Origin of the sequence: Gottfriedia acidiceleris (assembly GCF_050457485.1) — a bacterium.
Lineage (GTDB): Bacteria > Bacillota > Bacilli > Bacillales > Bacillaceae_G > Gottfriedia > Gottfriedia acidiceleris_D.
Map to the genome: position 1 here is coordinate 286,539 of NZ_JBCMJM010000016.1, position 24,279 is coordinate 310,817.

At 32.8% G+C, this 24,279-nt stretch carries 13 protein-coding genes; 1 reads left to right on the top strand and 12 read right to left on the bottom strand.

The features are described from left to right. The first annotated feature begins 205 nt into the window (after positions 1 to 205). Positions 206 to 1,129, top strand: coding sequence for a LysR family transcriptional regulator (locus ABEY15_RS17070; protein WP_429891339.1), 924 nt, complete (start codon positions 206 to 208; stop codon positions 1,127 to 1,129). Positions 1,130 to 1,196: 67 nt separating this feature from the next. On the opposite strand, the gene ABEY15_RS17075 is transcribed toward ABEY15_RS17070, so the two are convergent. From ABEY15_RS17075 to ABEY15_RS17130, 12 genes are all read right to left on the bottom strand, one after another. Continuing rightward, positions 1,197 to 5,579, bottom strand: coding sequence for a S8 family serine peptidase (locus tag ABEY15_RS17075; protein ID WP_429891340.1), 4,383 nt, complete (start codon positions 5,577 to 5,579; stop codon positions 1,197 to 1,199). Positions 5,580 to 5,847: 268 nt separating this feature from the next. Continuing rightward, complete coding sequence (gene nagZ / locus ABEY15_RS17080; protein WP_429891341.1) at positions 5,848 to 7,644, bottom strand: beta-N-acetylhexosaminidase; 1,797 nt, start codon at positions 7,642 to 7,644, stop codon at positions 5,848 to 5,850. Positions 7,645 to 8,327: 683 nt separating this feature from the next. After that, a complete protein-coding gene (locus ABEY15_RS17085) occupies positions 8,328 to 9,467 on the bottom strand; it encodes a Ger(x)C family spore germination protein (RefSeq protein ID WP_429891342.1) in 1,140 nt (379 codons plus the stop codon). After that, a complete protein-coding gene (locus ABEY15_RS17090; protein ID WP_429891343.1) occupies positions 9,464 to 10,891 on the bottom strand; it encodes a spore germination protein in 1,428 nt (475 codons plus the stop codon). Before ABEY15_RS17090 ends, ABEY15_RS17085 begins: the two co-directional genes overlap by 4 nt. Further along, on the bottom strand, positions 10,875 to 11,972 hold the full coding sequence (locus ABEY15_RS17095; RefSeq protein WP_429891344.1) for a GerAB/ArcD/ProY family transporter: 1,098 nt from the start codon (positions 11,970 to 11,972) through the stop codon (positions 10,875 to 10,877). Before ABEY15_RS17095 ends, ABEY15_RS17090 begins: the two co-directional genes overlap by 17 nt. Before the next feature lie 341 nt (positions 11,973 to 12,313). Continuing rightward, entirely contained in the window at positions 12,314 to 15,580 is a 3,267-nt protein-coding gene (locus ABEY15_RS17100) for an Ig-like domain-containing protein (protein WP_429891345.1), read from the bottom strand. A 723-nt stretch (positions 15,581 to 16,303) separates the two neighbouring features. Further along, positions 16,304 to 18,532, bottom strand: coding sequence for a transglutaminase TgpA family protein (locus tag ABEY15_RS17105; RefSeq protein ID WP_429891346.1), 2,229 nt, complete (start codon positions 18,530 to 18,532; stop codon positions 16,304 to 16,306). Beyond that, positions 18,529 to 19,701, bottom strand: coding sequence for a DUF58 domain-containing protein (locus ABEY15_RS17110; protein ID WP_429891347.1), 1,173 nt, complete (start codon positions 19,699 to 19,701; stop codon positions 18,529 to 18,531). Before ABEY15_RS17110 ends, ABEY15_RS17105 begins: the two co-directional genes overlap by 4 nt. Before the next feature lie 44 nt (positions 19,702 to 19,745). Continuing rightward, a complete protein-coding gene (locus ABEY15_RS17115; RefSeq protein ID WP_429891471.1) occupies positions 19,746 to 20,690 on the bottom strand; it encodes an AAA family ATPase in 945 nt (314 codons plus the stop codon). Between the two features lie 484 nt (positions 20,691 to 21,174). Continuing rightward, complete coding sequence (locus tag ABEY15_RS17120; RefSeq protein WP_429891348.1) at positions 21,175 to 22,335, bottom strand: murein hydrolase activator EnvC family protein; 1,161 nt, start codon at positions 22,333 to 22,335, stop codon at positions 21,175 to 21,177. Between the two features lie 266 nt (positions 22,336 to 22,601). Continuing rightward, positions 22,602 to 23,414 carry a VOC family protein gene (locus tag ABEY15_RS17125; protein ID WP_429891349.1) on the bottom strand — a complete coding sequence of 271 codons (813 nt, stop codon included), beginning with the start codon at positions 23,412 to 23,414 and terminating at the stop codon, positions 22,602 to 22,604. Positions 23,415 to 23,678: 264 nt separating this feature from the next. Beyond that, positions 23,679 to 24,149 carry a hypothetical protein gene (locus ABEY15_RS17130; RefSeq protein WP_429891350.1) on the bottom strand — a complete coding sequence of 157 codons (471 nt, stop codon included), beginning with the start codon at positions 24,147 to 24,149 and terminating at the stop codon, positions 23,679 to 23,681. Positions 24,150 to 24,279 lie beyond the last annotated feature (130 nt).

Here is a 24,279-nt window from a genome sequence, read left to right on the forward strand (position 1 = left end):
TTTTCACATCATTTTTATAATGAAAATGTGGAAACCATCTACGAATTCATAACGTTATATGACGGTTTATCGAATGTGTATCTTGAATATGAGATAGAAATACTAGTAAGTTTATTGTCAATAACCTACTTCGTTTTTTCTTTCACTTTATTTTAGAAATATTTATAAAACCTAATACATTAAAAAACTAATGAGGAGTAAATTAATGGAATTAAGGGAAATAGAATACTTTTTGGCTATTTGTGATGAATTACATTTTACAAGAGCAGCAGAAAAATTAGGAATATCACAACCTGCTTTAAGCCGTCAAATGAGAGCCCTTGAAGATAAATTAGGTGTTCGTTTATTTGATCGCTTAGGTAAAAAAATTGCTATTACTGAAGCGGGAAAAATTCTAAAAGAAGAATCCGATAAAATATTTTCCAATATAGAATTTATCTATGAACAAATTGGAGAGCTTCAAAAAGTAAAAAGAGGAAAATTGGTTGTCGGAGTAATGTCTGGGGAGTTAAGTAAGTTGGCTTCTCTAGTATTCTTAGAGCTTCACAGAATGTATCCTTATTTACAAATGAAGATCATTAAGTTAGATAATATTGAAGAAAAAGTTATTCAAAATGAAATCGATATAGCTTTGACATTCTTGCCTTTAGAGAATGAACAGTTAAAAAGTATTCCTTTATATAATGAAGAATTATATTTAGCAGTTTCTTTTGACCATCATTTGGCAAAAAGGGATATTGTTGAATTTGAAGAAATCAAAGACATTCCACTTGTTTTATGTCCAAATAACTACAATTGCCGAAGATTTATTGATGAACTCGCTACGTCTAAAGGATTTGACATTCAGCCAATCATAGAATTAAATGATGCTCATTCTATATTGAGTATAGTGAAAGAAGGTATTGGAGCTACCATACTTCCTAATACTCTTCTCGCTTCGGAGAATACTGATTCACTTAAAGTTATTAAAATAGTAAATCCTATAATTAATAAGGAAGTTGCTATTGTACATCATAAAGAAAAGTATATTGGAGCTGCAGCTAGAAATTTTATAGACATGTTGCTTTCACATGTGAATGAGAAAAGTCTGTATGTAGGGGAAACTGAAGATTCCTTAATATATTCATGATTAGCTTATACAAAAAAACATTCCCCACTTCATGAAGAGAATGGGGAATGTTTTTTAATGTATTTTCTTAATGTTGATTTTTTGGTAATTTCAATCTCTGAACACTGCCACCTTGTGTGCCGACAAATAAATATTCCTCGTCAGGAGAAAGTTGAAGTGATATAGCATTTCTATTCTCGAGATCTTTGGAAAGATTTGTCCAAGTTTTTCCTCCATCTATGCTTGTTAACACACCTCGTCCACCCTTAAGTAGTCCTGATTCATAAAAAGAACCTGAGGCTGCATAAACAATATTATGGTGAGTAGGTGAAACGATGATATCGTTTACATACATGTTGAGTTCAGCAGTACCCGCACCCTTTGCCATTTCTAAAGTTTTTCCACCGTCATTACTAATATATAGATGGTTTCCTCCGAGCAATAGATGGTTTGGATTGTGTGAATCAATTGCAATACTGCTTACAGGAACGTTTTGAATTTTTTCGAATGTTTGACCCATATCTTTAGACAAGTATAGACCATCGTTTCCGCCTGCCCAAATTTGGTTAGGATCCTGTGGATTAGCAGATGCTAAAGCTGTAAATTTGTGTTCCTGCTTAATATTTTTCCAATTCTCCCCAGCATCTTTACTAATATAGATCCCTTTTTCATTAGTTCCTGGAATGGTATAAGAGATCACGATTTGGTTAGAGTCTGCCGGGTTAATCAGCAAAGCAGTCGGGACTCCACTATTTTCAAATTTTTGATCCCATTTCTCTCCGCCATCTTTACTTTGATATACAAACATAGTCCCAATCGCACTAGAGCGTATTTTGTAAACTACATTAGATTCTGTTGGAGAAGTAGCAATTTTAAACACTTGTTCTCCAAATCTACCTTCTCCTTCTGCCGCACCCCATTCTAAAGCCCGTGAATCAATCTTGTTTTGAAGAGGTAATGCTGTCATGTACGTGTTGGAGTCAGTTCCAGCAAGTAACTGATATCCTTTAGAATTCCGCGTAATAGCCAAGTCATAAACCGTTGCCCCAGGAATACCGATTCGTTTATATGATTCACCTTTATCCTGAGTTCCATATATCCCTGCTTGTTCAGAAGATACATAAATTGGTCGGATACCTTTAGGAGAAGATTTACCACCTAACGCAAAATCGATTTCGAATGAGTTATACCCAGGAAGAGGTTTTTTCCATGTTTCCCAAGTTTTTCCTTTATCGTGACTAACCAATATTCCATCATAGGCTGTCCCTACATAAATATCACCCTCAAGAATTTCTAAACGAGATACATTATTAAATGGTAGATCGGAGTGTGTTAGTTCCTTCCAATCTTTCCCATTATTATATGAAGCATACAATCCACCACCGAAAGTACTAGTAACTAAGAGATTTCCATCTCCTACTATCTCTTTTGTAGTTCTATAAGGAAATGGTGGCTGATACAATAGTTCAGATGTAGCTGAACCAGAGAATACATCTTTAAATACGTAAAGCCCTTCATAACCTGCTGAAATATATAAGTCGTTATTTAGAAGTTTTGCTTTAGTAAGAAATCCCCACCATCCAGGTAGCTGCACCCAATTTAATCCTTTGTCCGTGCTGACATAAACTTCATTACGCGAAATAGCAACTAATTTCTGCCCACTATTATCAATAGCTAAATCGGAAATCTCTATGTTCGGAAATGATAAGCTCTTCCATGTTTTTCCACCGTCTTTGCTAGCCACTATCTTACCAATATAAGTTGGATCTTGATCTGTAGAATTAATTGCCACAAATATATTTTTTTCATCTGTTGGGTCAGCCACTATATCAGTTGCTCTCCCTGCAGCAACAGGGAAATTCCGATACTCATGCCAAGTTTCTGCCCTATCTTCAGACCGGAAAAATGATAAAGTCGATGACGGTAAAACTGTCATGTTCTTAGAATTTTTCGAGTCAAAATTCATCATTCCTGCATTAGAGTATGGCCCAATAGATTTCCAATTTGAAGCGTTTTCATTTTCTGTTGGTAATTTTTCAAAAAAACCAGAACCTATTATTGTCGATTCGTCATTAGTGGAATTTTTGACAATTGTACTTGCTTCAATCCGATATAATCCTACTTCACTTGTTTGAACGTTTGCCTTCCACCAACGATCATGATCTAAAACAGCTGTCACTTCATTTGTTTTCCCACTTGGAGTTTTTACTGTGACTTTAGGAGCCTGTGTCAGATTAACTGGGCTATAAATAAAAGCTGTTGTATTATCAACCGTAGATCCAACTGGATCAGGTGATGCAGTAATTCGGAAATGTCTAGCAATTAACTTGTAAGGCACGCGTATATGCTGTGATCCTTTTGCAGATTGGATATTTCCTTCTACCCAACCTAAGATATTTGTATCTTGATCCGGACGCTTCATATTAATATTCACCTCAACATTAACATGTTGACCTGGTTCAATATGAATATGAGAAGGATTTACAGTTACGGTTGCTCCGGATTTTGTATCTTGTTTAATGGAGAAATCCATATCAACTGGTACATCTCCTGGATTATTTAAAGTTAATGAAGCGTTTCTATTAATCTCCGAATCTTTTAAATCAGCTAATCCCAAATTTAAAACATTAGGAGAGGCTATTACATTGGTTTCCGCTGCCGCCTTTACATCCAGTCTTCCTGTCCCTTGTGTAAGCACATCATATGATGCAAGTGGCTTAGCAGTCTCTTTTAATGCGTTGGAAATTTCACTAGCATTCCATGACGGTTTAAGTTGTTTCAGAAGTGCAGCTGCACCCGCCACATGAGGAGCTGCCATACTTGTCCCGCTTAATCTTGTATAACCCGAATCATTACTATCAGTCTTAATGTAAGTCGAGTTGATTTCGACGCCTGGAGCTACTAAATCAGGTTTAGCTCGTAATTCAGAATCTCCGCGCGAACTAAAGTTTGCAATTTGATCCGTTATGTCTTTTCCTGAAATCGTAATTTTAACAGGTCCTTTTGCCAAATATGACTTTAATTCACCAGCTTTTGTTCCATCAATTTTCATAGCAACTAACGATTCTAACTGACCGTCTACACTTGAACTTGTAAGAAATTGATGTTGTGCTTGTAACTCTTCATAAGAGTTTGATGTATATTGAGCTGGAATTGTATCTCCTAATTTAAAAACAGGCCCAACTTGCTCGGGTTGGAAAAAGATCGCAGCGGCTGCCCCTTTTTCTTGTGCAGTAATCGCTTCTGTACGTCCATCTGAACCTAGTGGTGGTTGAATTAAGACAATCTTTCCTTTTACATCTAACCCATTATAATTTTCGGTTCCACCATCTCCAACATCTATCAAATCACTTGTAATTGCTGTTTCAGGTGGATTAGCTGTAAACCCAAGGCGAGTTACGGATAAATTCTCGTCAATTGGTGTTACCATCTTCGCATCAGGTACTTTGATACCACTTACACTTGCACCAACAGCAAGTACACCTTCAGCCATTGCTGGGGCACCTATAGTTCCATATTCAGGTCCTGCATTCCCTGCTGCAGCGACAACAACTACACCGGCATCAACAGCATTTTGAGCAGCTTGTGAGATTGGATCACTTCCATCACCAGGTCCACTTAAGCTCATATTAATGACATCAGCCGGATATGGATTGTCGGGTGATATAGCAGCTTCAATTCCTGCAATAATATTGGATGTAGTTCCAGATCCGTTATTGTCTAAGACTTTATATGCTGTAATCGAGGCGTCAGGTGCCACACCCTTCAATTTTCCATTCGCAGCAATGATGCCTGCGACATGGGTACCATGTCCGTAGTCGTCCATAGGATCATTATCATTATTGACAAAATCATATCCACCAACTACTTTATGCCCTAGACCAAACGCTCCGCCAAGGTCTGGATGATCATAGTCCACACCTGTGTCAATCACAGCGACTGTGACACCTTTTCCAGTAACTTCTTGATTATTCTGGTCGTGCTTGGACCAAACATCAGGAGCACCAATCAAAGGGACACTTTTGGCTAAGTCTGCGTGATATTGTTGATCCTGATATACTGCTTTTACTCCAGGAAGCGTACGCAATTTATCAATTTTGTTTTTAGGTACTTGTAACGAAACTCCATTGAATGTGAACGTATAGTCGTTAGTCTTTTTGAATGGAATCATTTTTTCCTTTATTTCGTCTAACACTTTCCCATGTGACTGTTTTAAACTTTCAATTTGATCTTTTAACTTTCTTTCTGTTGTTCTGGATAAAGCGCTTATATGATCTGATTTCTGCATAATTTGAATCGCAGGGGTACCTTCCATTTCAACTATAACGCGTGTCATCGCATCATCTGGATTAGTCTCTTGCGCCTTACCGATTTTAGGATCAAAAGCAAATTGGGAATTTAGGACTAATAAAGCGGAAGCAAAAATACAAGTTGAAGTTCTTACCTTAAACGACCTAGTTCTTTGTTTCATCGATTGCATCACCTCTAACAAAAATTTCATTTTAGGATAGCGGAATTAAACCTATAAAAAATAGGGGAATTTAGACTATTTAAAATGTTAAGATAATTATATAGTGATATATTTTTATGGTAAATGACATTATCGTTATCATAATGATTCATTTTAGTTATCAATAAATAGGAAGGAACGGCAATAAAACTATTTCAGTAAAACAAAAAAATCTGCTCCGATTTAGGAACAGATTTAAAGATTGTTAGTTTTATATGAAAATTGAGATTTAGTTACTCATATTATTATTAACATTTTTTGGATTATAAATCGAATAATGATCCAATACGATTTGTTTTTTTAAAGGAAAAACAAACTTAAGCTTATTTGATCCTATTGAATAAGTTATTATTTTTTCTTTATTTGAAGTAGTAATTTCTGAACTAGGTGAACCAAAATAATATTTTATATTATTAATAGATAAAGATTTTAACTGAGGATCAAAAGAGCGTAATTCAAATATTATATGGCCTTTTTGATATCCAACTACTACATTTCTCTTTGTATATGTGTTGTATGTTCCTTTAGCAGCCGCCACATATACACTTCTGTCTTCTTTTCCCCATTTTTCTCTTACCTGGTCAATATTGGAATTCATTACATTAAATTCTGCATTGATTATTTTTCCTCCATTAGCCTTCGTCGAAATATTTTTTAAAAGTAAGTACTGCTTATTACTAGTTTCATTGTTATAAGTAACAGCTTTCTTAATTTGTTTATTTAAATTTGTCACATTTACAGTTTGAACTTTATTATTGTTAAGTTTATATTTTTGTTTTAAAGATAGAATTTTATAGACACTTTTATTGATTGTGTCTTCTGATATTTTATGATTTTTAACGGCTGTATAGATGCTATTGTAAATGGTTTTAACATTTTCATTTCCATGTCCTATCAATATAATATTACTTCCGGCATTAATAGAAGTTACTGCTGCATTACTTAAGTTATAGTGTTTAGCTATAGCGCCCATTGACATATCATCAGTTATGACAACCCCATTATAACCATATTGTTTTCGTAACAGATCAGTTATCACCGATTTTGACATAGAAGCTGGATACTTAGAGTCTACTTTCTTTACTAATATATGAGCTACCATCACCATATCTGCATGATTTTTGATAGCATTATTGAATGGAATTAACTCAAACTTTTTTAAACTTGCTAGGTCTTTATTCACTATTGGAAGTTCTAAATGAGAATCTACTGAAGTATCCCCATGCCCAGGAAAATGTTTAATAACAGGAATTGTGTTTCCTTTATGAATTCCATCCATCATTCCAATACCAATGTTTGAAACGACACTTGAATTTGTACCAAAAGAACGGTCTCCAATTACTGTATTTTTAGGATTACTTTGTATATCGAATACAGGTGAAAAATCAGTATTGAATCCAAAGGATGATAACTCTTTGGAAATCATATTACCTATATTATATGCGTATTGCATATTATTTTTATTTCCAATCGTTCTGGCAGAAGGTGTATTTAAAACCACTGAAGGCATTCGATTTACCCTACCGCCTTCTTGATCGACAGAGATAAATAAAGGAACCTTGTTATTTTTATTGTAAGTTTTTATTCCATTTGTTAAATTAACTAACTGACTTGGACTTTTTATATTCGTTCCAAATAGTATTACGCCGCCTAATTTATAATTTTTTAAAAGAGTATCTGCATTACTTGATGTTGTTCCGTCAAAACCAGCGATAATCATTTGTCCAATTTTTTCTTTAAGAGTTAGTTTATTTAGTTCATTAAGTATAGGATCAGATTTTGAAACATTTACAGTGTTCTTTATATTAGATATGGTATTATTATTATCAGTGATCATATTGTTATTAACTTTAGATACTGTATTATTATTATTTGCAGTGGTCACATTGTTCTTAATTGATACAGTATTATCATGATTTTTAATGGCTGTACTATCATTATTATTAGCTTTAACTTCAATACAACCAGATAATAATATGAAACTACTAATAGCAATCACCGATAATTTTTTAATATTGTTTTTCAAAATTTCACCTCTAAGTTTTTTTATTTAAATGTCAATATTGTCTTCGAAAAAATAATAGATATGTTTTAAAACTATAAACAATAAATATCAAATATACTGATTTAATCTAAGTTTAATATTAAGTAGTTATGAGGTTTTTCTTATTCCGGTTAAAATAACTAGGTTTTTAAAAATTTTTATGACGGTAAAGAAGTGAAAAAGATACACCACTTAAATTAAGATTGTACTTACAAACTGGTTGATAACGATTATAAGTATTAAAGCGGAAATAAGAGATTCGACATTCTTTTTGAGCAATATTCAAGAATGTTCATTCTTGAAAAATTATTTCTTGGCTATTTTAAGTATAATTAATACTTCCTCACCACCTCTCGCATACATTTATAACACATTGAGAACGAACGGTAAATAATTATTTTTTACCGTTCGTTCTTATATAAGAATATCGAAAATTCAATATCTTGAATGCAAGATAAGGTTAATACTGATTAACTATATAGTCAATAACATTTACCTATATAAAATAGATAGTAATGATATTATTAACGAAGTGAAATAAAATTTACACTTTTTTTACTTTTGATTATTTTTAACTAATCCCCTCACTCAACTATATTTTAGTTCACAAAAGTTTATGTGAAGGGATTGTATTCATAGTAAAAAATTAAACAAATAAAAATTCATTATTCTTTTTCTTCTCGATCAGTGACTGTAATTTTTACTTTAATAGTACCTAAAGAATCGGACGTTAGTGGAAATTTATTATTTTTTTTAATTGATTTCCAGGATTTATAGTTATTTCTAAACATTTCTTCTTCTAAATGAAATACATCTAAATCCTTACTTAATCCTTTCAAATAAGTCGTACGGATTTCCTTTTTAATTTCATTTTCAGCTTTATTTTGTAGTGCTCTATTGCTGATTTTGGAATTTAACTGAGATACAGATGCATGAGCTTTAATAGTCAAATTAAACTTTGGAACACCTGATTTGCTAACTTTAGACTGAATCTTTATATTTGGCTTCTTAATTGGAAGCAATGCTTTTAGTTTTCCGTTATTTTCATTTAAAGAGAGTGGCGTCATCACAGTATTCTGATCAATCCAACGTAAACCTATCAAATCGTCTTTTGAAATCCATTGTGTTTTTTTGGCATTATGAAACACAAAAGCTCCATTTACATTCAACATCGGCATTTTTTCGTCATCTTTTTTCCACAATTCTTCATTTAGCCCAACTGTTGGAACGATAATTGATGAACTAGGTTCATTATAAAGTGCAGCGAATTCGACCATTTTCATCGGTGAAATGATTGAATGTTCTTCATAATTTACATTAGGTAAATGTAATAAGGTCATAATTGGTGAACTTGGTAACATTGGTTGTACTGCAAAAATTTTATCAATTGGTTCTTTTGTTGTGTAAATCCAAGGTGTAATTCTTGCATCTATAAACCTCTCAAATGTATCTAATGATTCGTCTATTTGTTCTTTACCCAAGGCAGAATCCTTAAACACAACCGAACTAATTTGACCAAATAATGTCCCTTGTTGGATACTATTATACAAGTCGTTCCAGGCCAGTGAAAATGTTGTTCCTTTTCCTTTACCGACCCAAATGTTAGGGCCTTCTGCTCCACTACTTCCTTGCTCAGATTTACCAATTGTTGAAAAATCCAATACTTGGACATATAAAACATATTCATTATTTACATAATCTACTCCTAAAGCTGAGACAAATGTTACTTGATTTATTTGTTTTTGATCCCAACATCCGGTTAAAAGTAAGATTGGAACAATTAGTAAAATAAGCTTCAGTTTCAATTTGACTCTTCTCCTTGTTTTCGCGCATGTTTCGTATATAAAAATTTTGGTGTCTTTCTCATAAATGGTTTGGGCAGTTGAATAATATCTTTTAAGTAGTCACTGTCACTTGGATTTTTATATGACGACATGATTGATACTCCGAAAGATTTTAAAGTGGAGAGATAGATTAATATGATAAAAAGAGCAAGCATTAAACCAGGCAATCCTAATAAACACGCCATTAAAATACATATACCTCTCATTAAAATAACAGCACTTCCAAAAGTCTGGTTTACAATTAAGAATTGAGCCATCAGTGTAATTGCAACAACAACAACTACATTCGGAGATGCAAGTCCTGATCGAATCATTGTATCTCCTACTATTAACCCACCTACCACCGTAACAGTTTGGCCTGTTGATTTTGGCAAGCGCAAACCTGCCTCACGAAGTATTTCAAAAAGAATGACCAATAAAATTAACTCCATCCCTGGAGAAAATGGTATACCAATACAATTTAGTGAAATTGTTGCAAGGGCTGGAAAAGGAATCTGGTCTAAATGATAAGTAGTCATTGCAATGTAAATACCAGGTAGTAATACTGAAATTAACAATCCAAAATATCTTAATATTCTTTGAAGTGTAACAAAGTAATAAGGCATGTAAATATCTTCAGCAGATTTTAGTAAAAAATTTAAATTAATTGGCGCAATCAATGCTGCTGGAGCACCATCTATTAAGATACAAAACCGTCCTCTTTGGAGTGACTCGATGATCATATCTGGTCTAGTACTATATGTTAAAGATGGAATAAATGTATATGGCGAGTCTGATAGCAATTCTTCAAGAGGAGAAACTCCATTTAGTATTTCTACTTCAACTGACTTAAGTCTCTTTCTTGCTTCAGCGATAATATTCTCATTTATAACATCTGATAGATAGAGTAAAGAAACGCTAGTTTGACTTCGTGTACCAATCTTAAATAATTCATTACATAAAGAATTACTAGGTATTCTTTTTCTAAGTAATGCCACATTTGTTTCTAGAGATTCTGTAAAACCATCACGAGCACCTTTAATTGAAACCTCGTAAGTTGATTCCTCAGTTTGACGTTGTGGAATATTTGATATATTTACAGAAAAAATTTCATTCGTATTTTCAAATATTAAAATTAATTCACCAGTAAAAACTTTTAGAGTGATTTGCTGTTCAGTATCCTTTTCACTACTATTTATCGGTATTAGTTGTAAAGTATTATTTTGCAGATTAGGTAATACAAACTGGTTCATATGAATGGTATCAATCATTCCACTAGAATAGACAAAAAGCACACGTTTATTTCTCGGATTATTATTTAAGTGATGTACTTTTATTTGCACATCTGCACAATTTTTGAAAAATTTTCTTATTTTTTGTTCATTTATTTTAGATATGGGACTCATCCCCTTTTAGATTTACCTTAATTTTCAAGAAAAAGAGTACTAATAAAATTGAAATAAAAAAGATAACAGGTACAAATATAGGTACATAATGATGTTTCATAAATGAATGCAGTTTTAAATCTGTTACTGGTATACATACGGCTACTAATAACACAAAACTTAAAGCCCAAAACATTTTTTTAAACATGCTTTTTGATCTAATATTTAAAATATCTACAAATATGTATAAAGTTAAGGAGATTCTTAAAAAGGAACATGACATAAATTGAAAAACAGAGAAAAAGTCTACGTGTTCAATAAAATGACCAATACCTAGAAGGCGCCATTGTTCATAAACGGGGTAGCGCATTTTTCCTGATAATTGAGGACCAAATAATGAAATTGAATAAAATAATGGAAAAATTGAAGATATTAGCATCAAAATTCCTAAAAAAAATATTTGCCAAAATCTAATTTGATTTTTAATTCGATGCTGAATTAATAATAAAAACAAAAGTTCGATATAACCTCCAGCAATAAAAAAACTACCTTTAATAATTGGATTCCAACCATTCTGTAACATCGGTTTCATCCAATTTATATGCATAAATTGGATATTCGCTCCATTAAGAAAAAAATCAAAAATTAGAACAAAAGGAATAAAAAATACTGATATGACCGCAATGGATGATAGTCCTGCATAAGCACAATAAGTGCAGATCATTAATAAACATACTTCAATTACAATTGTTGGTGTTTTCGGTAAATAGATTACTGTGATCCAATATGAAATGGACTTTAAAGTAATATAAGTATTTATCAATAAAAAAGCTAATAATGGAATAACTATTATAGAAAAGGCTAAACTTCCATAGTTCTGTTTTATCAGTAGGGTAACAGACTTTTGTTTCGTTTTTCTCATGATGTAATATAAAATACAAATCCAGACTAACAGAACTGGGAGAGCAATAACTACTGATAACCAAGCATCTCTTCCTGCTATGTCAAGTAATGCTGAAATCATTATAAAATGGTTCATAAATAAACTGGAAAGTAGTACGAGGATTAATGCTGCACTAATGAAAATTTTTTCATTATTCATTTTTTGAGCAAGACCTCCTTTTCTACTTTTAATTTATTGTATATATTTTCCATTGAAACATCAGTCTATTCATAAAAAAAGTTGTAGCTATTACATACCAATAACTGATTAAGAAATTAGATAATTTAAAAATAATATATAATAGTAGAAATTAGATCGACTTTAATTTTTTTTTAGGGATATTTTCTTTTCCTTTTAACTTCTTTCATAATATTCCCCATAAAGATACCCCGTAATGTTAGATTATTGCTAACTTACGGGGGTGGGGTGAACATAAAAACCAGACTATTTTATATCTTAAAGGTATAGTTTATCTAAACATCAATTATACAAAGTATTCTTTATGGTTTACCGATAACAGGAATAATAATTTTAAATCCGTCATATTCCGCAATTATTACTGCGGCTCCTTCAGACTTCGCTACGATCTTATGATCAGCGGTCACTTCCGCTACTTCCGGATTGGAACTTATCAATTTGACATCAGCTGTAACGTCTTTTATCGTTCCATCGCTTGACATAGCATTAATGACTACCTCATTTGTTGAGCCTACTGAATTTACGATATAACCAGGTGCGGAACTTATCCCCCTAGTAAATGTAGGATACTTTGCTACAACTTCAACATCAATTGTCTTTGACATTCCAAAAACAGTAGCAGTTATTGTCGTTTTTCCAACAGAGTGAGCGATGACATGTCCATCAGCAGAAATCGTTGCAACCGATTCGTCTGCTACCGTGAATTTTGCTTTATAATTAAGATTATAAGTATCAGTTCTTCCATCACGAAAATGTTTACCAAAATCTCCATTAATTGAGATGTTAGTGGACTTATTAGGTTCTAACATTATATTGCTATTTGTCCATTTATCGTTTTCAGCCCAATATAAATCTACAGGCTTAGTGTTTCTTACCCAAATAGCATCTCTCATATTTTCATAAATGAACCAGATGTATGCTTCACCAGGGCCGACCCATTTAATGACCCCGTTTTGGTCAACAGTTGCTACACTTTCGTCGGAAGATTCCCATTTCCCTTCTGTATCAACCTGAACGATATTATGATCTGTATATTCAGCAAACGCGTTCGCATCAATAGTTCCTGCTTCAGGGTGTAATATCATCCCATGGTGCATATTAGTTATCGCAGCTACTAGAGATCCTGCTTCAGGCTGTAATACCATCCCCGCGCTAACAATTCCTACTAAATTTACTGGTCCAGCTTGATCTTGTACTTTTACTGGAATTTTAATAGAAGAGAAACCTGCAATTGTTGCACTAACCGTCGTTTTTCCAGTATTCATTCCAATAAATTTCCCGTCTTTAACACTTACAACTGTAGGATCCTCTGTTGTCCACTGGATTGAGTTCGATAACTCCCTTGAAGTTCCATCACTGTATTGAGCAATAACATGTACTGGATAAAGCTTATCTTTTTGAACAACAACATCCAATGAGGAAACAAGTAAGGACTCAATTTTTAAATCTTTAATTGATGCATCATTCCCAGAAAGGATTGAAACATTCAAGATTTTTGTTCTTGTGCCGTAATCGATAAGTACCTGTGTTGTTCCTGCTGCTACTGCTGTAAGAACACCATTCTTAACTGTAACTTTGTCTGGGTCTAATGATGTGAATCTTGTGTCTGATGTAACGTCAGCTGTTGAACCATCCTTATATTTTGTTTTTACAGAGAACGAATGCGTGTGCTCAGATAAACTAAAGGAGATGTCATTTTCACTAGGAACTAGATCAACAATTTTATTTACAAAATCGTTAGAAGGTTCATTTGAAACGACAATTGAAACCTGCTTTGAGTATCCAGAGCTATCTACGGTAATGATTGCTGTACCAGTGCCTTCAGCAGTAAGCAGGCCATTCTTATTTACTTTAACAACATCAGGATTAGATGATTTATATACGGCATATGAAGTTGAATTTGATCTGTCTGAATAGGTCGTTTTTACCTCTAATTGCTGCTGTTGATTTACTACCATATTTTTCATATCTGATGTAACAGAAATTGATTCAGGGATTGGTGCCTGCTTCTGACCGTCTTGATCCTTGACTGCCACCGGGATATCTACAGTGTATCGACCATTATCATAGATAGCATGCAAAACGGTTGTGCCACTCAATTGACCTACCGCCATTGGTGGACCACCAAAATTTCTGTCAACTGTAGCTACTTTGATATTGTCAGAATACACTTCACAGGAAGCTGAGACATCCTTCGTACTCCCATCACTGTAAATTGCCGTTATTGCAACTGGCGCTTCAAAATCATCTGCACTTGTACCTAAAGAGAGATTTGATGGTGAAGCTGTCAAACCAATCACTCTCGGAGTAGCAAGCTTATTAGTAACATTAACCTCAATCTTAACAGGTGGAAGAACATCTGATCGATAGGAAGCTGTCACAAACGTTTTACCTGTTTTACGTCCAATGATATATCCTGAATCAGTAACCGTTGCAATGCTGTTATCATCGACGGTCCATTTAACATCATAAGGATTTACATTTTCACTTAAATTAAAACCACCTTCTGATATACCGTTAGTGAATACTTCGGTTAAATTAACAGGCCAATTTGAACCTGGCAATAATTCAACTGTAGGTTCATCAGTTATAAGCTTTGTAGGCTTAACAACATTAACTTGCACAGCACCAACCAATTTATCGTATTTAAAATAGATATATGCTTGGCCTATTCCAACTGGGGTAATCTGACCATCTTTACTTACCGTAGCAACATTACGATTTGTCGTTGTCCAACTTCCTGTAGAAGTAACATCTTTCCATGAATATGCTCCATTCCCCCAGGTGTTCTTTATATTGGCACTTACTTGAACCGGCTTATCAGAGGTTTCTAACTTAAACATGTCAGCTGAAAGGTACAACTCATCACCATGAGGAATACCTCTTATCGAAGCAAAGAAGTTTATTTGTGGAAAATTTGCGTAAGTTACTTTCATTGCAACATCCCCATTTGATAACCCTTTTAATACCCCTTTTTCAACCGATGCAATTGAAGGATCTTGTGATTCCCATTTAGCTAATTTCGTTACGTCTTCCATCGAACCATCGTTATAAAGCGCTTTCAATGCAATCGGACGCTCTTGCCCTTCATCTATGTAAGTAATTTGTTGAGCTTCTAAAACAAGCGATACAATTTTTTTACTATCTGAAGGAGTTGATAATTGTCTTAAAACTTGTGTACTTTTCTTAATATTTACTTCAATGTTTAAAACTGCATTATCAAGACTGAATTGTACATTTGTAGACCCAGCATTTACTGCTGTTAGTTTTCCAGTTTCAACAGTTACAACTTTTTCATCTTCTGATGTCCATTTTCCTTCCGCTGTAACATCTGCTTTACTACCATCCTTATACTCTGCTTCAACCTTTAGATTGTGATGACCATTAGAAAGAGAGAGCGAGACTGTTGATTCACTTGGAATAAGTTTTACGATCTCCTTCGATTTTGGGACCTTTGTTACTTTTACTGACTCTTTTGTTGAGGCAAAAGCTAAACTACTAAATAGTGACAGGAATAAAGTTAGTACGAGTGTTAAAGAAGTAATCCGTTTTGTCATCTTTGTTCTCATTTGTTACCCTCCATAATTTTTTATATTGAACAATCTGTAAATCCAGATTGATAATACCCTTCTTCTTTTCATTGCTTTTAGTAAATCGTTTACTTATTCCTCTTTTAAGTGGTATGGAAGACTAGTCATAATTTGATAAGTATTCGAACACATCATCTCAAAAATAAATTACATTTAGGATAGCGGGATTTAAACATAATGAAATGCCAAATTTAGATTATTTGAAATGTTAAGTTTATTATATGGTGATATATTTTTGGGGTAAATGACATTATAGTTATCAAAATGATTCATTTCAGTTATCAATAAATAGGATTGGAAATCAAAACTATGGCATGAAAATAATAAAAAATTAAAAAACCTGCTCCGATTTGGGAACAGGTTTTTCATAGAAAAAATCAAAGGTTTAATAACTAATATTATCTTAGTATATTAAAATTTTAATTAACTTAAAGGATTTCACTAGAATAGCAATATTTTTTGTTTCAAAAAAATACCTACGCGACTCATAAAAGCGTCTTCATTAATAAGTTTATTTCAACCATCGTTGTCTCCTTCTCTTTTAATCTCTTCTGAAACAGCTTGGATTAGTTGTAATAAGTCAAAAAGTTGGAATACATTTTCCCAATACATCTAGTAACTCTCTTTAAAAATATAAAAAACCGCTGCTAAAAAAGTTTATTAACAGCGGTTTTTTATTAGTTCAACATATTAAATTAAATTTTAGATCGTCCTTTTCATTAAATTCTTCCATAATTTTAGGCATCTCTCCCAATTATCTTCCTGGCTAACTTGTTTATAGAAGTATTGCTCATAATAGATAGTTAATTCGGTCATTTCGCTTGTAGCAAAAAGAGAATCAATATATTTTGCATAATTTCTAAGTGTTTCGTTTTCGTTACGCTTTAATCCATAACGAGCTAATTGATGTAATAAAGTAAGGTAAGCTGATTCTAGTCTATCGTCTTTTTTACTAAAACGGTAAATTAACATGAAAAAGTAAGGAAGCCATTTTATACGATTTAAATAAATGATACCTATAACAGCAAGGATCAGTCCTAGAGAAAGAAAAATCTCTTTCGAACCACTCATAATTGATTGTTTAATCTTATACCAGAGATCAGAAAAGTAATTAGTTTTTTCAGTTTTCTTTGATTCTTCACCATTTACTCCATTTACTTCTTCAAGTTCAGGCATCGGTTTATTTTTAATTACATTTGTAGGTAAATCTTGCTGTTGGGTGGTAGATAAATTTTCGTTGCTGTTATTGATATTTTGTTCATTTGAAAAGCCTTTAGTAGGTTCAAATGCCACCCAGCCTTGATTTGGTAAAAATACCTCAACCCATGAGTGAGCATCGTTAGCATTCACTTCGTAAATTTGTTTTGATGAGTCTTCTTTACTATTTCTAACAAAATTACCGTCAGAGAATCCTTTAACCCAACGTGTTGGTATCCCCAGCGTTCTAAGCATTACTGCCATCGATGTTGAAAAATTATTACAATAACCACTTTTCGTGTCAAATAAAAATTGGTCCACATAATCAACATTCTTACCTGGAAAAGCTACATTCTTTTGAGTATATATGTATTCATCCCTATCAAAGTAATTCTCTATTGCTTTCGCTTTGTCATACCAATTTGTTTTTCCTATTGTTATTTGCTGCGCCAACTCACCTATTCTCTTAGGTAAATTTGCTGGTAATTGAGTATAATTTTGGTAAAAGGCAGCATTGATCAAATTTGAATCAAGTTTTACTGTTTTGATTAAATCTTTTGCTTTATATCTAGGTATTTCATATTCTACTTCAAAACTGGCTGGAATTTCTGGAATGCTATTATTGAAATAGCTTATTCTGTCAATGGTTGTATCAAGTTTGAAAACATTTCGATCGGGGTTAAAAGGTAGAATTTTTACTACTTTTTTAATTCCTTCAGGATACATAATATAGTTATACTGATAGTTATCATTGATTGTGATCCTTGCTGTTTCGATTTTGGTCTCAATCGGATCTGCATAAGTATTTAACATTACAAAATCTTCTTTTTTCATAGGACGCTGCGTCGATGCAGAATCAACCCAACCTCGACCTGTATAGGTGTCTTTAGTCTCCATTTTCCAATATATACTTTGATTTGATTCATATTTAAAAATCGGATCATCATTATCTTTTATAGGTCCACCTAGTTTTGAATCATCGGTGTCGTACCCCACCGTTTTTGTTCCTCCACCGGAACCAACATTGTCATCCTGGTTAAATACTTGGAAAAACCAGTTTGAGGAAATCCAAATTGGTGAAGGCTTAGGGGCCAAAGATCCAATTAGGACAAAAAGAGTAATCATACTAACGAGTGGAACCATCCATTTTTTTACATATTCTGAATAATAATGAACTCTTCCTTTATCCATTAGATTTTCAAAAGTTAATAAACCCATTGTTGTAAAACCAAGTATTACTGTTCGAACAATGACAGGTTTGCCAACGTAATCGGTAAGCGAATCTAAAAGAGAAATATATAAAACTGTCAAAAGGAATAAGAAAAAGATCCAATTGCGGTTTAAAAAGAAATTGATGAAATAGACTATTATAGAAAGTGAAAGTAAGAATAATAATGTCTTGAATTCGTTAGTCAATTCATTAAAATGGCCAGTTGTAAGCCAAATAATGTTCTCAACTACATGTTTAATGAAAATTAATATCCATCGAAAATGAAAAAAACCTAAATCGTAATGGAACCGATTAACGAAGATTAAAACTAAGAATATGTTTATAATCCATTGAAGGATCCTTTTTACTTTAAAAAAAGATAATGTAAAAACGATTAACATGTATAACGTGAAGACTTTCATATGATACGTATTTGTTAAATGATCAATGGGCCTTATCCATTCCAATAACAATAAACAGCCATATGAATACAACAAAAATAAGGTGAAATTACTTTTTTTCATTGTATATCTCCCCCTGTAAAGGCTGCATTAAAATTACCTTCACGTACAATGATTGTTCTCACCCCGTGTGCATTGGCGATTGAAATGAGTGATTTTTCACTTTCCGTTATGCTCATAGACTCTGCCTTAATAACAAATATTGTAAATGAACCTTTTCTATTTTTAATAAAACTAGCATTTTCGACCAATTTTTTAGATAAACGAGTGGTTATTAACATATAAGATACACTTTGTTGAATGAAACGAAGTTCTTTTTCTAAAACCATCTCAATTGGTGAAGTATTATTTGTCTCTATTTTCGCAAGGTGGTAAAAAAGCTTTTGAAAATGTCCTTCTCCCCCTCTAATTGGAAAACAATCTAGTTTTTTGTTATTTGTTAAAAGGCCTATCTGAATACCCTTTTTCAGGACAGTATGTAGAAAAGATGCTGTAAACGACACAATTGATTCGAAAAGTTCATTTTGAGCACAATCCATTATGACAAACAGATCATTAGATTGTAATTCTTCAAACTCTTTTGTCATCATCTCATTTCGTTTAGCGGAAGTTTTCCAATTAATCCAGGAAAACCTATCTCCAGACCGATATTCTCTTATACCTACAGCCATTGATATATCCCGTTGAATATGATGACTATACATTGTTGAGCCTTGATTATTTTGATGCTCAAGTGGACGATAATAAAGCTCCGAATACTGAGGATATACTACGAATCTATTAATAATGGTGAATTTTATTTTCGATTCGAAAATACCAAGAGGATCACCAACCTTTATTGTTAAGGAATTAAAAATGTACTCCCCTCGTGGTAATTTGTGAATCATATAATCAAAGGAACATTCCTTTTTAAAGCCAGTTAAGATCAGCTCCTTTGTAAATTTTTGTTGATCAGTAGTTTGTAAATTATTTGAGTAATTTTCTTCAATTAAAAAATAAAATACAGGAAAAAAATTTGACTTTTTCACGGTTAAAATAACTTTTATCGGATCATCGGCCTTGAAACCGTTTTTAGGAAGTTCTCTAGTCACTTTCAAATTTTCCAACGGATAAAAAGATAATGCAATACAGTATAAGATAAATGGAAGAAAACTATAGAATAAAAACCAACTTACAAATCCTCCTTGAAACAAAGCATTCAAAAACAGTACAGGTAATAGAAAATATAACAATAGGTACTTCCTGACTTTTTTGAGGACACGTAATTGTATTTTCATTATAATTTCACTTTCCTTTTAACAGGTACAGAAATCTTTTTAACAATATTTTTAATAATTTTTTCAGCAGTAATTCCTTCAAATTTTGATTCTGAATTTAAAATAATTCGGTGGGACAATACAAATGGAGCTAGAAATTGTATATCATCAGGTAAAACGTAATCACGTCCGTACATGAATGCATATGCTTGTCCCGCTTTCATAAGTGCGATTGAACCTCTTGGGCTTGCTCCCAAATAAACATTTCTGTCCTGTCTCGTACTATTAACAATACTCACAATATAATGCTTAATCGATTCATCGATAAAAACATTCTTCATTTCCTTTTGAAGCGACAGTAAACCATCAATTTCAATAACAGGTTTTAACTCTTCAATTGGAGGGATATTTTGCAACCTATTTAATATTTCTAGTTCTTCCTCAATTGTCGGATATCCCATTGTCATCTTTAACAAAAATCGATCTAGCTGTGCTTCAGGAAGTGGATATGTACCTTCATATTCAATTGGATTTTGTGTCGCCATAACGAAAAAGGGCTTGGCTAGTTCATAGGTTATCCCATCAATTGTTATACTTGCTTCCTCCAAACCTTCTAATAGTGCAGACTGTGTTTTTGGAGAAGTTCGGTTAATTTCATCAGCAAGGATAATATTTCCCATCAAAGGTCCAGGATGGAACTGAAACTCCATCTCTTTTGGATTATAAATTGAAACCCCTGTTACATCTGAAGGCAACAAGTCAGGGGTAAATTGAATTCTTCGGAAATTTGCATTAACGGATTTAGCAAGTGCTTTTACCATCATTGTTTTCCCAACACCCGGAACATCTTCCAATAAAACATGCCCTCCTGCAAGAAGGGCTACCAAACTAAGTTCGACTTCATTTCTTTTTCCAATCATTACATTTTCGATATTTGTAATTATATTTTTGATTTCAGGATGCATTTTTTCAATGACCACGTTTTTAATCCTCCTTAAAGTGTAGTAGTTTGTTAAAATATTACAATTTTCTACTCCAAATAATGATCATGTTGACTATGAGAATCGTTATCTTAAGTATAGTATAATTTCAATAAAATTTCGATAATTTAAAATATTCACATAGGAAATAATTCCTATTTAATTGTTTTCAAATATTATTAATCCATTTTTTTAAGAATATTTTTTAAACACATTTATGTCACCCTTTTCGCAGTAAACACATTTGTGTCGTTGGACACGTATTATCTAATTTCATCCTTCTAAAGAATCCATATCTCTTTATGCGATAAACATCACTCACATATCTTTCAAAAATCAAAAAACAGCCTAGCTAAAAATAGGCTGTTTAAAATGTTGAAATATTGATGAATCACTACATAGAAATACGGACAGTTTGTGTTCTTGGATTGATAAGAGAAAAATGTGGATCGAAAAGTTTTATAAAAGCTTAAAAGTTAATATACTTTGCTGGATCAACAGCGTTTGATTTTGCTTCATTCCATTGTCCATCATGTAATTCAAAGTGAAGATGTTGACCAAAAGAATGACCCGTATTTCCCATCGTTCCGATTTTTTGTCCTTTTGAAACAGTTTGCCCTGTTGAGACTTGATACTTTTGCATGTGAGCATAAACTGATGTAAATACTTTTCCTTTAATATTATGTGTAATAAAGACAACATTACCATAACTAGATGAATGGTAAGCTCGTATTACAACGCCATTTGCTATTGAGACAATCGGTGTACTTCCTTTTTTTGCAATATCTACGCCAAAATGCGTTTCATGATCAAATGATCGATATCCGAAACCTGAAGATACATACCCTTCCGCTGGTCTTGTAAAATTACTACCTAAATTATTTGAAGCAGCTTTTATTGCTTTTTCTTGTTCTTTTAATAGGTTTTCTTGTTCTTCTAAACTCAAAATATCCTGTTCTTTTTCATTTACATCATCCTTAAGCTTGCTAAGTATAGCCTTCATTTGAGTTTTTTGATTAACAAGTGTAAGTTCTAAATTTTGAAGATCTTTTTTATCATTTTCCAACTTATTTTGTGTCAATATTATGTCTTTCTTTTTTAATTCAACTTTTTCAAGATCATTCTGTTGTTCCTTAACAATGTCTTGATCAGCATTCATAAATTTACCAATTGCATTTATTCGTTGAACTAAATCACCAATACTTTTCGCATCAAAAATAACGTCTAAATATGAGTTATTTCCACCCGATTTTTGTATTGTAATTAAGCGATTATTTATGATTACTTGACGCTGATCTAACCGTTTTTTAAATCCTTTTATTTCAGCTTGTAATTCTTCTATTTCTTTTTTACCATTTATTATTTCTGCCTCTTTTTGGCTCATCTTTATTTTTGCATTCTCAATTGAAGAGTAAATTGTATCTAAAGAGTTTACTAACAATTCTTGCTGATCTTTTAATTGATCCATCTCATTTTTCGCTTTTTGTGCTTCTTCTTGAACTTTTACTCGTTTGTCTTGGATACTCTTAATCTTTGTATTTGGTAAAGTCTCTGCAAGTACACCATTTGGAAGGATCGTAAATGATAAACTTGCAGCTACTAAAATTAGTTTATTAATAATTCGTTTCATCTTTATCTCCCTAAGCTTGACATATACTTATATATGTTAACTTAGAAATGTAACAATTTTATGCAAATTGGACTACACTCTTTTTACAAGTTTTTTACAAGCTCATTGCAACCCTATAAAAAAGAATCAGTAAATTATGTAGTCATTGTGTACTCAACCAGAGTTATTGAGGTCTTAAAGATGTCTAGAAACATATAAAAAAAGCGTCAAACCGCTATCGTTCCACGAATTTGACGCTAATATGTAAAGGGCTTACCTTTAATAGATTATTGGAATTTCCAATAACCTTTTAACATTTCAAAGAAGTGATTTTGATTCGTATTAGTAAGGTTCACTAAAAAAGGTGTCTCCCCTTTTTCTTTTAATACCTTAGCAGCCAGACCATCTCCAATTGGTGTACAAAATAATAAATTAGTTCCGTTCAATTTTAATATTCTACAACGTGCATTGATTTCGGAATCAATATACTCCTTGCCTTGTTTAAGTCCAAACAAATTCTTCCAAATTTCTAAAGTCTCATCCAAATTATTTATGGCAAAACCGATGCTTTCCAACTTTGGTTGTCCTAATATGTGCGAGCCAATAAGTCCTTGATCCTCAAATTCCGAATACCTTTCTTCATCTGATTTTTCCCATTCAATAAAAAATGGTAACTTAACTTTTTTTTCCGTGTATTCAGGGAATAACAATGACCATCTGATTATTTGACCATCAGCACGTACTCTCTCCCCAGTAAGCGGTCCATATACTGTAAGTCCTTTTGCTTTAAGTTTAATTGCAAGTTCTTCAATATTATTTGTTCGGATCGCTACTGTAGCAGGACCTTCCTGAGTTTCTTTTACTAGCTGTTCTACGATTAGAGTAATTAATCGATTTTCATAATGTTTTTCTGCTATTGATAAATTTTCAATTCCTAAAAATTCAATATAACTTAAGCCAAAATAAGTTAGGGTATTATATGTTCCCCAAGATTCATGACGGCCTCCCTTCACAACTTGAATTCCTCTTTGTTTTAAGGGTATGATGGCTTTCTCTGGTTTCTTAAAGAACCAAACAAGGTGATCAAAGAATAAATCCATTATCGTACTCCTTTCACTATGTTTTCTTGAGGAGATTAAGCCTGCAAAATCCTCGTTTCCGTCATATAAATAGATTACCTACCGCTTATATACCATGTTATTAGATACTTAAATAAGAGTAAACACATTTGAGTCGGTGTACACCAATTAAACGTTGAACCAATTATTCTCCAACTCATCTGTATTACTTTTCGAAAACTTGTCAAAATTTGTCTCCTCAATGACCAATATAAAAACTCCTCAACTAAGCAAGGAGTTGTTTCTTCATTTATTTCGTTCCAGAAAATCTTTAACTCCTTCGAAATGATTCTTCATTTTTCCATCGATTTTCTCAAGGATAAAATGCCCGTCTTTTGCCAGCGGACTACTTTGTGTTTGATGTGCATCAATCGAAACAATATAGTGACCCGAACTGATCTTTATTGATGTTAAGTTGTGAATATGTTGTCCAGCATCATAATGCAACCAATCGATTGCATGGAGGTAAGCATTTTCTATGATCATGCTTACCGGGTAAAGGAAAAGTTTACTCGTTGGATTCAGTAATACTAATACACCTAAGCCAAACCCTACAAGTACCACTTTCTTACCTATTTCTTTGGCCAAATGAGCGATCTTGAATCTTGAATCAACAATCGATTGTCCATTTTTCGTTTCCCCTTGAATGAGTTTGTGATGACCCTCGATTAATAATTTTTGTTCATATGGATAATATGTTGCAAATCGTTTCATCATCCAGCATCCTCTCCCATATAACACTATTCATTCATCACGTGTCCCTCTATTAAACGATATGAGACAACTGCTAAAGTATACTAACGAATGTATGTACTTTGCATTCTAAAAGAAAAATTCGCAAATCAAA

Bases quoted from the DNA above. Each gene is read 5' to 3' on its own strand.
- ABEY15_RS17070 (WP_429891339.1), top strand. From the start codon at position 206: ATGGAATTAAGGGAAATAGAATACTTTTTGGCTATTTGTGATGAATTA.
- ABEY15_RS17075 (WP_429891340.1), bottom strand. From the start codon at position 5,579: ATGAAACAAAGAACTAGGTCGTTTAAGGTAAGAACTTCAACTTGTATT.
- ABEY15_RS17090 (WP_429891343.1), bottom strand. From the start codon at position 10,891: ATGAGTCCCATATCTAAAATAAATGAACAAAAAATAAGAAAATTTTTC.
- ABEY15_RS17095 (WP_429891344.1), bottom strand. From the start codon at position 11,972: ATGAATAATGAAAAAATTTTCATTAGTGCAGCATTAATCCTCGTACTA.
- ABEY15_RS17100 (WP_429891345.1), bottom strand. From the start codon at position 15,580: ATGAGAACAAAGATGACAAAACGGATTACTTCTTTAACACTCGTACTA.
- ABEY15_RS17105 (WP_429891346.1), bottom strand. From the start codon at position 18,532: ATGAAAAAAAGTAATTTCACCTTATTTTTGTTGTATTCATATGGCTGT.
- ABEY15_RS17115 (WP_429891471.1), bottom strand. From the start codon at position 20,690: ATGCATCCTGAAATCAAAAATATAATTACAAATATCGAAAATGTAATG.
- ABEY15_RS17120 (WP_429891348.1), bottom strand. From the start codon at position 22,335: ATGAAACGAATTATTAATAAACTAATTTTAGTAGCTGCAAGTTTATCA.
- ABEY15_RS17125 (WP_429891349.1), bottom strand. From the start codon at position 23,414: ATGGATTTATTCTTTGATCACCTTGTTTGGTTCTTTAAGAAACCAGAG.
- ABEY15_RS17130 (WP_429891350.1), bottom strand. From the start codon at position 24,149: ATGATGAAACGATTTGCAACATATTATCCATATGAACAAAAATTATTA.